This window comes from Kitasatospora sp. HUAS MG31 (assembly GCF_040571325.1).
Classification (GTDB): Bacteria; Actinomycetota; Actinomycetes; order Streptomycetales; family Streptomycetaceae; genus Kitasatospora; species Kitasatospora camelliae.
This window is the reverse complement of record NZ_CP159872.1, coordinates 624,103-636,573: the sequence shown is the minus strand read 5'-3', so window position 1 is coordinate 636,573 and position 12,471 is coordinate 624,103. Positions and strand designations below refer to the sequence as shown.

Here is a 12,471-nt window from a genome sequence, read left to right as displayed (position 1 = left end):
GGTGCCGGGCTCGCGGGGTGTCAGGGCGGTGGATCGCCCGCCGGTCGGGCAGGATCGGCGGCATGGACGCGGAGCATCAGGACGGCCTCCCCACGGGCATCGGCGCCCCGGCGACCCGGGCGCTCGCCCAGGCCGGCTACACCCGGCTGAGCGAGCTGGCGGGGGTGCCGGCCGCCGAACTGAAGAAGCTGCACGGCATGGGCCCCAAGGCGCTCGGACGCCTCCCGGAGGCCCTGGAAGCGCGCGGCCTCTCGCTCGGCTGAGCCCCGCCCGCGACGCCCCCGCGTGGACGCCCCGGGCGGGTGGTCAGGACAGGGTGGGGATCACGGCCTGGACCTTGGAGGCGACCTCCTGGGGGAGGGGGACGTAGCCGACGGTGCCGATGGCCTGCTGGCCCGGGGCGCTGATGGTGTACGTGAGGAAGGCCTTGAGGGCGTCGAGCGTGGAAGCCCGGTTGCCCTTGTCGCAGACGATCTCGTAGGTGACCAGGACGATGGGGTAGGCACCGGGCCGCTCGGTGGTGTAGTCGAGCTTGAGGGCGAGGTCGCTGCCGGTCCCGGCCACCGTGGATCCGGCGAAGGTGGTCGCGGCGTTGGCGGCGGTGGCGTCCGCGGGCTGCGGGGCGCCGGTGGCGATGGCGGCGCTCCTGAGGCCGTTGCTCTGGGCGAAGGACAGCTCCATGTAGCCGATGGACCCCTTGACCTGCTTGACCTGGGCGGCGACGCCGGCCGAGCCGTTGGCAGACTGCCCGCCCCTGCCCGCCCAGGTCTTGCTCGGCGGGTACGGCCAGGCGCCGGCGGAGGCGGCGGCGAGGTAGGCGGTGAGGTTGGCGGTGGTGCCGGAGTCGTCGGAGCGGTGGAAGCTCTGGATGCCGGTGGCGGGCAGGGTGGTGCCGGGGTTGAGGGCGGTGATGGCGGGGTCGTTCCAGTCCGTGATCTGGCCGTTGAAGATCTTCGAGATGGTGGGGGCGTCGAGGACGAGGTGGTCGACCCCGTCGAGGTTGTAGGCGAGGGAGATCAGGCCGGCCGCCATCGGCAGGTCGACGCCGTGGCCGCCGGGGCAGGCCTGGGCGGTGGCGGTGATCTCCTCGGGCTTGAGCGGGGCGTCGGAGCCGGCGAAGGCGACCTTGCCCTGGATGAACTGCTGGACGCCGGCGCCCGATCCGCCTCCGCCGTAGGTGACGATGACGTTCGGGCAGGCGGCGCTGAAGGTGGTCTTCCAGATGTCGACGGCGTTGGCCTGAGCGGTGGATCCGGCGCCGAGCAACTGGCCGGACCCGGCGCAGGCGATGCTGGCTCCGGACGGCAGGGCGATGGTGGGTGCGGGGTCGGAGCCGCAGCCGGTGGCGGACAGGAGGGTGGCGAGGGCGGCGGTGCCGGCGAGCAGACGGACGGCGGACACGGTCCGGCGGGTCATGGGGGCGCTCCAGGACGGCTGACGGTCGCGGTCACGGGTCGCGCCCAGTCTCGGCGCGGCCCCGCCACCGGCCGCGCCGACATGCCGCCCCTCCCCCGAACGGCCCCACCGGGGGAGGGACCCGTGCCCGGCCCGCGCCGGTCAGGTGGTGGCCGGCTTGCCGACGGCGGCGAGGTCGACCACCTGGTCGGCGGGCGGCTCGGTGACGGTCACCGGCGCGTCGAAGTCGCTGAAGGACGCGGTGCCGGCCGTCGGCCCGACCGGGCGCGTGAGCTTCACGGGAAAGGGCTTGCCCTCGGTGGCGATGTACAGGTCGGTGCCGGCGTTCGGGCTGCCCGTGTGTACGCGCAGGGTGGAGCGGCCGTTCATGGTGGCGGCGCCGGCCTTCTCGGGCGGCTCGTCGCCGCGGATGCCGAACCCGGTTCCGCCTGGTGGGCGGGTACGCCGACGGCGCCGGTACCGACGGGTGAACGGCGCCCGGGTGCACGGGACTTCGGGACATGACCAGTGAAGTCATCGCGGTGGCCGGTCGATCGGGTGAGACTGTCGTTCGTCGCCGCACGGTGCGGGGGCGAACGAGAAGGGGGACGGCGGATGTTCTTCGAGACCGCGGACGGGACCAGGCTCGCCTACGAGGACTACGGCCGGGGTCCGGCGATCGTGTTCGTCCCGAGCTGGGCGCTCAACTCCGACATGTGGGAGTACCAGATCCCGTACTTCACGGACCGGGGTCACCGCTGCGTCACCCTGGACCGGCGCGGGCACGGCCGGTCCGAGCGGCCGTCCACCGGGTACGACCTGGACACCTCGGCCGACGACCTGGCGGCGCTGCTGGACCACCTCGACCTGCGCGAGGTCACCCTGGTCGGCCACTCCATCGGCGGCGCCGAGGTCGCCCGGTACCTCTCCCGGCACGGCGAGGAGCGGATCGCGCGGGTGGCGTTCGTGTCGGCGGTGCTGCCGTTCCTCAAGCTCACCGAGGACAACCCGGAGGGCGTGCCGGAGGCCGTGCTGCAGGACACCCTGGACGACTTCCGCACCGACCGGCCCCAGTGGTTCACCCGGCAGGCCCAGGCCTGGTACGCCACCCACCTGAAGAACCGGGTCTCCGAGGCGCTGGTCGACTGGACCCTGCGGCAGTGCATGTCCGCCTCCCCGTGGGCCACCGCCCAGCTGCTGGCCTCCTCCTTCCACACCGACCACCGGGACGGGCTGCGGCGGATCTCCGTGCCCGCGCTGGTGGTGCACGGCGGCGCCGACTTCGGGGCCCCGCCCGCGGTGACCGGCCGCCGGACCGCGGAGCTGATCCCCGGCGCGGACTACCGCGAGTACCCCACCGCCGGGCACGGGCTGTTCGTCACCCACCGGGACCAGCTGAACGCGGACCTGCTGGAGTTCGTCAAGTCCTGACCGCGGCGGTTGGCCCGGGCTGCGAGCGAACTTCAGCCGTACTACAGCCGGACCCGGGTCACCACGAGCCGGGGAGACCGGTCCTCGGCCCCGCAGGCGAGGGCCTCGCGGACGGCGAGGGCGCCCAGCCGGTCGAAGACCCGCTCGCAGGAGTCCGTCCAGTGCCAGCGCAGGGAGCGGACCAGGACCAGCGCCCGGACCGGCACACCGCGCCGAGCCTCCGGATCCCGGGTCCCCCTGCCGGACAGCTCCCGGAGCACGCCGCGGGCCAGCGCGGCCTCGTACGCGGGGTCGGGCTCCGGGTGGGCGGTGCAGGCGAGTTCGACGCGCGGGACCCCGCCCGGGGGCAGCGGTTCGAAGTCCAGCTCCACCCGGCCGAAGGTCGGCGCGCAGGCACCGAGGGTCTGCCGGGACAGCACCTCCACCCCGCGGACCGGCCGGGCGAGTTCAAGGGCGGGAGGGGTGTCGTCCACGGCCGCCACGCTATCGCGCCCCGGGACCGGCGGTGGCGACCGTCAGCCGCGCAGGGCCTTGCCGTAGACGGTGGAGCTGTGGCGGACGGTCATGCCGAGGTGGCGGTAGAGGGGGAGGGCGCCGGTCGCCGAGTGGGTGAAGAGGGTGGCGGTGCTCAGGCCCTGGTGGTGGAAGCGGCGGAACGCCTCGCGGAGCAGGAGGCCGGCGATGCCGCGGCTGCGGTGGTCGGGCCGGACGGCGACGCGGTCGATGTGGCCCTCGCCGCTGTCCGGGTGCCGCAGGGCGAGGACCGCGCCCACGGGCCGGCCGTCCGCGAGGGCCAGCGGCGAGAGGTCCGGTGCGAAGGCGTCCCGCTCGACGGTGAGCCGGGCCCACTCCTCGTACGGCTTGCGCCGGGACTGCCAGGCGGCGAAGGCGTCCTCGGTGAGCCGGTGCACGTCCCGCTCGTCGCCGGGCCGGAAGCCCCGGACCGCGATCCCGGCGGGAGGGGCGGGGACGGGGTGCCCGGCGGGCAGGGCGATCTCCAGCAGCCACTGGGTGACGAACGGCTCGTAGCCGCGGGAGCGCAGCAGTGCCACCGCCGGGAGGTCCTCGTCCGGGACGGTCTGCCCGAGCCGGTCGCCGCCCGCCTGCCGGGCCCGTGTCTCGGCCCAGTCGAGCAGGGCGCCGCCCAGCCCCCGGCCGCGGTGGGCGGGGTGGACGTGCACCGTGCAGCGGCGGCCGCCGCTGACCCGGGCGCGGGCGGCGAGCCGGCCGGCGGGGTCGTGGACCAGGAGCGTGTCGGGGCCGGGGCCGGGACCGAACGAGGTGACCGGTCCGGCGTCGACGCTCCCGGCCCGCTCCGGCGGCGCGGGTTCGCAGGCGGCGAGCAGGTCCGCCTCGGCGCGGGCGTCGGCGGCGGTCGCGGGACGGCACCGGTACGGGGGCGGCAGCGCCGGGAGAAACGAATCGGCCATGGCGTGACTCTGCGCCATCCGGCCCCGCCCTGTCGACCGGTTCGGTGGCCCGCGCGCCCCCGGAACACGGGTCCGCCCGGGCCGGAACCCGCGGCAGCCCCTGGCGACCGGCGGCGGGCCGTGCCAGGATGTCCGGCTTCCGCCGGCCGCCCCCGGTGGCGGTCCTTCGGCCCGCACGCCCGGATCTTTCGGTCCCTACCGTCATGCGCCCGCCGCCCGCTCCCTCCTAACGTGAGGTCTGCCCGGACGGACCATGCTCCGGGCACGTCGGGGTGATGCGCCGCTCCGCCGGTCCGCCCGCCACCACGCGGGCGGGCCGGAGCGCGCACCCTCATCCCCGGCGTCCGGCCGCGTCGGCGCGCGGCCCACCGGGGCCGTGGGCGCCGGGCCCTCCCGCAGCGGGGACGGCCGGGGACTGCAGACCGGCGGTGGGCGGCCGGTGCGGCCGGGACGGGGGGCATGGCTGCGGAGTGCTGCCGTCCGGCGTCGGCCGGAGGTCTCCCGCTCGTTTCGACTCGCTGGAGATTCCCTTGGACACCGTCTCTGTGGCCGTGCTGTCGGGCGACCCGATCTCGGGCGCCGGGGTCGCCGCCATGCTCCGTCCCTCGCCCCGGGTGAGCCTGCTGCCCGCGACGCGCTCGGCCGAGGCCGACGTGCTGCTGGTGCTGACCGACGAGGTCACCGAGGACACCCTGGTCTGCCTGGAGCGCAGGGCCCGGGAGGCGGCCAACCCGGCGCTGCGGATGGTGATCGTCGGGGACGTGGTCCGCGAGCAGCACCTGGTACGGGCCGTGAACTACGGCGTGACCAGCGTGATCCCGCGCCGCGACGCCGCCCCCGAGCAGCTGCTGCGCGCGGTGGTGGGGGCCGCGGGCGGGCACGCCCAGCTGCCCGGCCACGGCATCGCCTGGCTGGTCGAGTGGGTGCGGGCGATCCAGCTGGACGTGCTGGCGCCGCAGGGCCTGACCACCACCCCGCTGGAGGTCCGCGAGGTCGCGGTGATCCGGCTGCTCGCGGACGGGATGGAGACGGCCGCGATCGCCGAGCGGCTCAACTACTCGGAGCGGACGATCAAGAACATCATCCACAGCGCGATGAGCCGCCTGGGCCTGCGCAACCGGGCGCACGCGGTGGCGTACGCGCTGCGGGCGGGCCTGATATGAGCGGCGGCCTGATGGACGGTCAGGCCGTCGGGCCCGCACCCGCCGGCCGGCCGCCGGGCGGCCGGGCAGCGGCCGGTGGGCGATCGGGCAGCGGCGGCCCCGGGGGCCGTCCGGCCGCTCCCGGCGGGCCTAGCCTCCACGGAGTGATGGCGCCACTACCCACCGGAGCGTTGACCCCGGAGCCCGCGACCGTGCGGCGCTCCCCGCGAGCCGAGGGACCTCCCCTGCCCTCGGGCCGGGTCGAGCTCGCCGAGCCCCCGGTGCTCGGCGAGCCGGCCGCGGCCGACCTCGGATCGGTCCTGCTGTACCTGCCGATGGGCCTGGGCACCACCGCCATGGTGCTGATGTTCTCGACCTCCGACGGATCCCCGAGCACCTACCTGATGTCCGGGATGATGGGCGTCGCCATGGCCAGCATGACGCTCGGCCAGCTCGGCCGGGCCGGCGGCGAGCGCAAGCGCCGGATCCGCGCCGAACGCCGCGACTACCTGCGCTACCTCGCCCAGCTGCGCCGCCAGGCCCGGACCGCCGCCGCCGAGCAGCGGGCCGCCGTCGAGTGGGACCACCCCCGTCCCGGACAGCTGCCCACCCTGGCGCTCGGCCCCCGGCTGTGGGAACGGCGCCCCGGCCACGAGGACTTCGCCCAGGTACGGATCGGCGTCGGCACCCGGCGGGCCGCCCTGGAGTTCGCCCCGCCCCGCACCCGGCCGGTGGAGGACCTCGAACCGCTCGCCGCCGTCTCACTGCGGCGCTTCACCCGCGCCGTACGCACCGTCCCCGGCATCCCGGTCACCGTCGGCCTGCGGCAGTTCAGCCGGGTCGAGCTCACCGGCGACCGCCCCGGGGTGCTCGGCCTGCTGCGCGCCGTCCTCGGCCAGCTCGCCACCCTGCACTCCCCGGACGAGCTGCGGATCGCCCTGCTCGCCGACCCGGCCGCCCAGCAGGACTGGGACTGGCTCAAGTGGCTGCCGCACACCGCCCACCCGCAGCGGGAGGACGCCACCGGCCGGCTGCGCCTGGCCGCCGCCGACCACGACGGGCTGCTCGACCTGCTCGGCCCCGAGTTCGCCGACCGCCCCGACCACGACCGGGCCGCCGTCCCGGGCGTCACCGAACCGTTCACCGTGATCGTCGCCGACGGCGCGCCCCTGCCGCCCGCCTCCCGGCTGCTCGCCGACGGCGTCCGCTGCGCCGTCCTGCTGGACGCCACCGGCGCCCTGCCCGGCGGACCCCGGGTGCTGCGGCTGACCGTCGAGGACGGGCAGGTCTCCTTCCCCCGCGGCGCCGCCACCGCCACCGCCACCGTGGACGGGCTGACCGCCGCCGGCGCCGAACAGCTCGCCCGCACCCTCGCCCCGCGGCGCACCGGCGGCACCGTCGACCTGCTCGACAAGCCGCTGGAGAGCGACTTCGAGCTCACCACCCTGCTCGGCCTCCGCGACCCGCACACCGCGGACGTCGCCGCGCTCTGGCGCCGCCGCCAGGCCCAGCAGGCCCGGCTCACCGTCCCGATCGGCGTCACCGAGGACGGCGAGGTGGTCGAGCTCGACCTCAAGGAGTCCGCCCAGGGCGGTATGGGCCCGCACGGCCTGCTGATCGGCGCCACCGGCTCCGGCAAGAGCGAGCTGCTGCGCACCCTGGTGGTCGGCCTGGCCGCCACCCACTCCTCCGAGGTGCTCAACCTGGTCCTGGTCGACTTCAAGGGCGGCGCCACCTTCCTCGGCATGGACCGCCTCCCGCACACCTCCGCCGTGATCACCAACCTGGCCGACGAACTGCCCCTGGTCGACCGGATGCAGGACTCGCTCACCGGCGAGGTCATCCGCCGCCAGGAACTCCTCCGCGACGCCGGCCACTCCTCGCTGTTCGACTACGAGCGGGCCCGTCTGGCCGGAGCCCGCCTCGCCCCGCTGCCCAGCCTGCTCATCGTGGTCGACGAGTTCTCCGAACTGCTCGCCTCCAAACCGGACTTCGCCGAACTGTTCGTCATGATCGGCCGGGTCGGCCGCAGCCTCGGCATCCACCTGCTGCTCGCCTCCCAGCGCCTGGACGAGGGCCGGATCAACCGGGTCGAGGGCCACCTCTCCTACCGGATCGCGCTGCGCACCTTCTCCTCCATGGAGTCCCGCAGCGTCATCGGCACCTCCAGCGCCTACGAGCTGCCCTCCGCCCCCGGCCACGGCTACCTGCGGGTGGACACCACCAACCTGGTGCGCTTCAAGGCCGCGTACGTCTCCGGGCCCTGCCCCGCCGCCCCGGCCCCCGCCGACCCCGGCGCGGAGAGCGCCCGTGCGGCCGGCGAGGTGGTCCCGTTCCGGCTGCTGCCGCCCGCCGACCCGGCCCCCGCCGGGCCCGCCCTCGCCGCCGACCCCGCGCCCGCCACCCCGGAGCGGCCGGACGGCCCGGCCGAGGACGGCCCCAGCCTGCTGGACGTCCTGATCGACCGCCTGGTGGACGCCGGCCCGCCGGCCCGCCAGGTCTGGCTGCCCCCGCTCGACTCCTCGCCCAGCCTGGACCAGCTGCTGCCCGGCATCGTGCCCGACCCGGACCGCGGCATGGCCGCCCCCGAACCCGCCCGGCACGGCGCCCTGCGCGTCCCGCTCGGCGTGGTCGACCGCCCCTCCGAGCAGCTGCGCGACCTGCTGGAGGCCGACCTGTCCGGCGCCGACGGCCACGCCGCCGTGGTCGGCGGCCCGCAGACCGGCAAGTCCACCCTGCTGCGCACCCTGATGCTCGCCCTCGCCCTCACCCACACCCCGGCCGAGGCGCAGTTCTACTGCCTCGACCTCGGCGGCGGCCTGGCTTCCGTCGGCGGCCTGCCGCACGTCGGCTCGATCGCCGGCCGGCTCGACCGCGACCGCGTGCTGCGCACCGTCGAGGAGGTCGCCCAGCTGCTGGAGGTCCGCGAACAGCTCTTCGCCGACCGCGGCCTGGAGTCCATGGCCGCCTACCGCGAGCAGCGCGCCCGCGGCGCGGTCGACTCCCCGTACGGGGATGTGTTCCTGGTCGTGGACGGCCTGGCCACGCTCCGCCAGGACTTCGAGGAACTCGACGACCGCATCGCCGAACTCGCCGCCCGGGGCCTGGCGTTCGGCGTCCACCTGGTGGTCTCCGCGGTTCGCTGGTCGGAGATCAGGCCCCGGCTGCGCGACCTCATCGGCACCCGGATGGAACTGCGCCTCGGCGACCCCCTGGAGTCCGAGGTCGGCAGCCGCGCCGCCGCCGGCGTCCCGCAGCAGCCCGGCCGCGGCCTGGTCGGCTCCGGCCACCACTTCCGCTCCGCCCTGCCCCGGCTGGACGGCTCCACCGACCCCGCCGACCTCGCCGGGGCCACCCGCGCCGCCGTCGCCGAGATCGCCGCCTTCCGCACCGGCCCGGCCGCTCCCGGCGTCCGCCTGCTGCCCACCGAACTGCCCGCCGACCTGCTGCCCGCCCCCCAGCCCGGCCCCCGGATCTGCCTCGGCTGGGACGAGCAGCGGCTCCAGCCGGTCTGGCACGACTTCGCCCACACCCCGCACCTGTCGGTGTTCGGCGACGGCGAGACCGGCAAGACCAACGCGCTGCGGCTGGTCCTGCGCTCGATCACCGGCCACCACACCCCCGACCAGGCGAAGATCCTGCTCGCCGACCCCGGCCGGGCCCTGCTGGAGGCCGTCCCCGAGCCCTACCGGGTCGGCTACGCCGTGGAGACCGACGCCCTGGCCGCCCTCGCCAACAGCGCCGCCGTCTCCATGCACCGCCGGCTGCCCGGACCCGACATCACCCCCGAACACCTCCACCGGCGGGACTGGTGGGAGGGCCCCGACCTGTTCGTCGTCGTCGACGACTACGACCTGTTCACCACCGGCACCGCCGTCGGCGGCCCGCTCGCCGCCCTGGTCCCGTACCTCGCCCAGGGCGTCCACATCGGCCTGCACCTGGTGGTCGCCCGCAGCACCTCCGGAGCCGTCCGGGCCATGATGGACCCGCTGCTGCGCCGCATGTGGGAACTGGGCAGCCCCGCGCTGCTGCTGTCCTACCCCAACGAGGAGGGCAGGTTCCTCGGCGAGGCCAAGCCCCGCACCCTGCCCTGCGGCCGGGCCCAGCTGGTCACCCGACGCGGCGTCAGACTCGTCCAGACCGGGCTCGTCCGGGCCGCCGGCCCGGCGCCCGCCGCGCGCTGACCGGGCCACCCGGCCCCGCACCGCGCCCCGCACGGTTTCCACCGAACCCCTCCGCGCGGGTCCCTCGTCGCAGGTGACCCCCGCTTCCGCACGCCACCCCTCGCATCCCAGGAGCAGCATGACCACCCCGAGCACGACCGCGGCCGCCGGGCACGACGTCCGCCGGCTCACCGTCGCGGGCCCCACCGGCCGGGCCGACCTCGCCGTACCGGCCACGGTGACCCTCGCCGGACTGCTCCCGGTGCTGCTCCGCCACGTCGCCGGACCCGAGGCCCACCGCGGCGGCTGGGTGCTGCAACGCCTCGGCGAGGCACCCCTCGACCCGGACGGCACCCCCGAGACCCTCGACCTGCGCGACGGCGACGTCCTCCACCTGCGCCCGGCCGCCTCCCCGCTCGCCGAGGTCCACTTCGACGACATCGCCGAGGGCGTCGCCGAGGTGATCGGCACCCCGGCCGAGCGCTGGCGGCCCGACCTGACACGACGGCTGCTCACCGGCCTCGGCGCCGCGCTCATCGGGCTGCTCGCCGCCGCCGTCCCCGCCGTCGAACCGGGTCGCGCCGCCGCCGGGTACTCCGCGGTCGGCGCCGTCGCCCTGACCGCCGGCTGCGTGCTCACCAGCCGCCTGCGGCCCGACCCCCGGGCCGCCGCCCTGACCGCCGGCCTCGGCGGCATCCTGCTGGCCGCCCTCGCCGGCGCCACCGCCCGGCACGGCGGCGCAGCCGTGCTCACCCCCGGCCGCGGCGACCTCGCCCTCGCCGGGCTCGCCGCCGCCACCACGGCCACCGCCGCGCTGCTGCTCGGCCGCCGCCTGCCCACCCGCGTCCTCGGCAGCGCCGCCGCCACCGGACTCGCCGCCGTCCTCGGAGCCCTGCTCGCCGCCGCCCTCGACCTGGACGCCACCCGCGCCGCCGCCCTGCTCGCCGTCGCCGCCCTGCTCGCGGCCAGCCCCGGACTGCGCCTCGCGCTCCGCGCCGCCCGCCTGCGCGTCCCCCAACTGCCGCGCAGCGCCGAGGAACTGCAACAGGACATCGAACCCGAACCGGCCGGCAGGACCACCGCCCGCACCCGGACCGCCGACGCCCTCCTCGGCGCCGCCTCGGTCGCCGTCGGCACCGTGGTCACCCTCGCCTGCCTGCTGCTCGCCCGCGAACCCGGCTGGGCCGGCCCCGCCCTCGCCACCACCCTCGGCGCCACCGCCCTGCTCCGCGCTCGCACCCTGCCCGGCCCCTGGCAGCGCGTCCCCGCCGCCGTCGCCGGCACCCTCGCCCCCGCCCTGGTCCTGCTCGCCCGGGCCGACCACGGCCACCCCCTGCTGCGGGCCGCCGTCCTCCTCCTGCTGACCGCCGCCGCCCTCGCCCTGCTGCTCGCCGCCGGCCGCCGCCCCGGCCCGCCGCCCCGCCCGGTCTGGGGCCACGCCGGGGACCTGCTGGACACCTGGACCGCCGTCCTGCTCGTCCCGCTCCTGCTCCAACTCCTCCACGTGTACGGCTACGTCCGCACGCTGGCCGGCTGAGGGAGGACCGATGCAGAGCCGACGCGACCACGTCCACGCCTACCGCTTCTCCACCCACCGGCTGTCCAGCGCCCTCGCCACCGGCGACCCCGGCACCGGCGAGGCCCCGCTGCGCCGCGCCGACCTCGGCGCCGCCGCCGGACTCGCCGCCGGCCTGCTGCTGGTGGGCGGCTTCGCCCTCTACGGCCTGATCAGCCCCGGCGGCGACACCGCCTGGCGCAGGCCCGGCACCATCATCGTCGAGAAGGAGACCGGCAACCGGTACCTGCTGATCGGCGGGGTGCTGCGCCCCACCGCGAACCTCGCCTCCGCCCAGCTCGGCGCCGGACCGGGCGCCAAGGTCCGCCTGGTCTCCCGCAACTCGCTCGACGGCGTCCCGCACGGCGCCCCCGTCGGCACCCCCGACGCCCCCGACACCCTGCCCCGGCCCGCCGACCTGCTCACCGGCCCGTGGAACCTCTGCCTCACCCCCGCCGCCGAGGACACCGTCCAGGCCGACCTCGCCCCCCGCCCCGGCAGCCCGCTCGACGACGGCCACCGCGTCCTGCTCACCGGCCCCGACGGCACCGCCTACGTGCTGTGGAACAGCGTCAAGTACCCCGTCGCCGGCCGCGCCGCGCTGGTCGCCCTCGGCCTCGGCAACCAGAGCCCGGTCAAGGCACCCGCCGGCTGGCTCGCCGCCCTGCCCACCGGCACCCCGCTCGCCGCCGCCGAGATCCCCGGCAACGGCCGGCCCGGGCCGCCGGTCGCCGGCCGGCCTGCCGAGGTCGGCCGGCTGTACCGGACCGGGCCCGCCGACGGGCGCCAGCACTTCGTCCTGCGGACCGACGGCCTCGCCCCCGTCTCCCGCACCGAGTTCGCCCTGCTCCAGGCCGACCCCGGCCGGCCCGAGGCCACCGAACTCGGCACCGCCGAGATCGCCGCCGCCCCCTCCTCCGCCGACACCGGCCTGCTCGACCGCATCCCCGACCTGGCCGCCGCCCCCGTCTGGCAGGGCGACCGCGGCCGGCTGTGCGTCCGGCAGCGCGCCACCGGCGGCAGCACCGCCACCACCGTGGTGCTCCGCGACACCGCCGACACCTCCGGACGCGCCGTCCTGGTCCCGCCCGGCCACGGCGTCTACGCCACCGAACTCCAGCCCCCCGGCGGCGACCGGCGGCCCCGGCGCTACCTGATCACCGACCAGGGCCGGAAGTACCCGCTCGCCGACGACGCCGCCGCCGGAGCCCTCGGCTACGGGCGGGCCACCGCGCAGCCCGTACCGCCGGCCGTGCTGGACGCGCTGCCGACCGGGCCCCTGCTCGCCGCCGCGGCGGGCGCTCCGGTCCCCGCCGCGGCCTCGGCCGCCCCCACCGGCACTGGAGGTCAGTGAG

Annotated in this window: 10 protein-coding genes; 6 read left to right on the top strand and 4 right to left on the bottom strand. The window is 76.9% G+C overall.

The window, feature by feature from the left end:
• Positions 1-62 precede the first annotated feature (62 nt).
• Entirely contained in the window at positions 63-263 is a 201-nt protein-coding gene (locus ABWK59_RS02970; protein ID WP_354637700.1) for a DNA-binding protein, read from the top strand.
• Positions 264-306: 43 nt separating this feature from the next.
• On the opposite strand, the gene pstS is transcribed toward ABWK59_RS02970, so the two are convergent.
• Entirely contained in the window at positions 307-1,416 is a 1,110-nt protein-coding gene (pstS, locus tag ABWK59_RS02965; RefSeq protein ID WP_354637699.1) for a phosphate ABC transporter substrate-binding protein PstS, read from the bottom strand.
• A gap of 141 nt (positions 1,417-1,557) precedes the next feature.
• The gene (locus ABWK59_RS02960; RefSeq protein WP_354637698.1) at positions 1,558-1,785 is read right to left on the bottom strand and encodes a hypothetical protein; all 228 of its coding nucleotides are present in this window, start codon (positions 1,783-1,785) and stop codon (positions 1,558-1,560) included.
• 225 nt (positions 1,786-2,010) lie between these two features.
• On the opposite strand from ABWK59_RS02960, the gene ABWK59_RS02955 reads away from it, so the two are divergent.
• Positions 2,011-2,826: an alpha/beta fold hydrolase gene (locus tag ABWK59_RS02955; RefSeq protein WP_354637697.1), complete on the top strand. Its 816-nt coding sequence runs from the start codon at positions 2,011-2,013 to the stop codon at positions 2,824-2,826.
• A 41-nt stretch (positions 2,827-2,867) separates the two neighbouring features.
• Here ABWK59_RS02955 and ABWK59_RS02950 read toward each other — a convergent pair whose 3' ends face one another.
• Together ABWK59_RS02950 and ABWK59_RS02945 are read right to left on the bottom strand one after the other, a co-directional pair.
• Positions 2,868-3,299, bottom strand: a complete 432-nt coding sequence (locus ABWK59_RS02950) for a hypothetical protein (protein WP_354637696.1) — start codon at positions 3,297-3,299, stop codon at positions 2,868-2,870.
• 42 nt (positions 3,300-3,341) lie between these two features.
• Positions 3,342-4,256 (bottom strand): GNAT family N-acetyltransferase, encoded by a 915-nt coding sequence (locus tag ABWK59_RS02945; RefSeq protein ID WP_354637695.1) that lies wholly within the window; start codon positions 4,254-4,256, stop codon positions 3,342-3,344.
• Between the two features lie 530 nt (positions 4,257-4,786).
• Here ABWK59_RS02945 and ABWK59_RS02940 point away from each other — a divergent pair.
• The 4 genes from ABWK59_RS02940 to eccB all read left to right on the top strand — a co-directional run bounded on the left by ABWK59_RS02940 (position 4,787) and on the right by eccB (position 12,470).
• Complete coding sequence (locus ABWK59_RS02940) at positions 4,787-5,419, top strand: helix-turn-helix transcriptional regulator (RefSeq protein WP_354637694.1); 633 nt, start codon at positions 4,787-4,789, stop codon at positions 5,417-5,419.
• Positions 5,420-5,589: 170 nt separating this feature from the next.
• Entirely contained in the window at positions 5,590-9,582 is a 3,993-nt protein-coding gene (gene eccCa, locus ABWK59_RS02935; protein WP_354637693.1) for a type VII secretion protein EccCa, read from the top strand.
• A 118-nt stretch (positions 9,583-9,700) separates the two neighbouring features.
• Complete coding sequence (eccD, locus tag ABWK59_RS02930; RefSeq protein WP_354637692.1) at positions 9,701-11,098, top strand: type VII secretion integral membrane protein EccD; 1,398 nt, start codon at positions 9,701-9,703, stop codon at positions 11,096-11,098.
• Positions 11,099-11,108: 10 nt separating this feature from the next.
• The gene (gene eccB, locus ABWK59_RS02925) at positions 11,109-12,470 is read left to right on the top strand and encodes a type VII secretion protein EccB (RefSeq protein WP_354637690.1); all 1,362 of its coding nucleotides are present in this window, start codon (positions 11,109-11,111) and stop codon (positions 12,468-12,470) included.
• Position 12,471: the final 1 nt, after the last annotated feature.

Excerpts from the sequence above, each read along its gene's own strand:
- ABWK59_RS02970 (WP_354637700.1), top strand. The coding sequence starts at position 63 with ATGGACGCGGAGCATCAGGACGGCCTCCCCACGGGCATCGGCGCCCCG.
- pstS (WP_354637699.1), bottom strand. The coding sequence starts at position 1,416 with ATGACCCGCCGGACCGTGTCCGCCGTCCGTCTGCTCGCCGGCACCGCC.
- ABWK59_RS02960 (WP_354637698.1), bottom strand. The coding sequence starts at position 1,785 with ATGAACGGCCGCTCCACCCTGCGCGTACACACGGGCAGCCCGAACGCC.
- ABWK59_RS02955 (WP_354637697.1), top strand. The coding sequence starts at position 2,011 with ATGTTCTTCGAGACCGCGGACGGGACCAGGCTCGCCTACGAGGACTAC.
- ABWK59_RS02945 (WP_354637695.1), bottom strand. The coding sequence starts at position 4,256 with ATGGCCGATTCGTTTCTCCCGGCGCTGCCGCCCCCGTACCGGTGCCGT.
- eccD (WP_354637692.1), top strand. The coding sequence starts at position 9,701 with ATGACCACCCCGAGCACGACCGCGGCCGCCGGGCACGACGTCCGCCGG.
- eccB (WP_354637690.1), top strand. The coding sequence starts at position 11,109 with ATGCAGAGCCGACGCGACCACGTCCACGCCTACCGCTTCTCCACCCAC.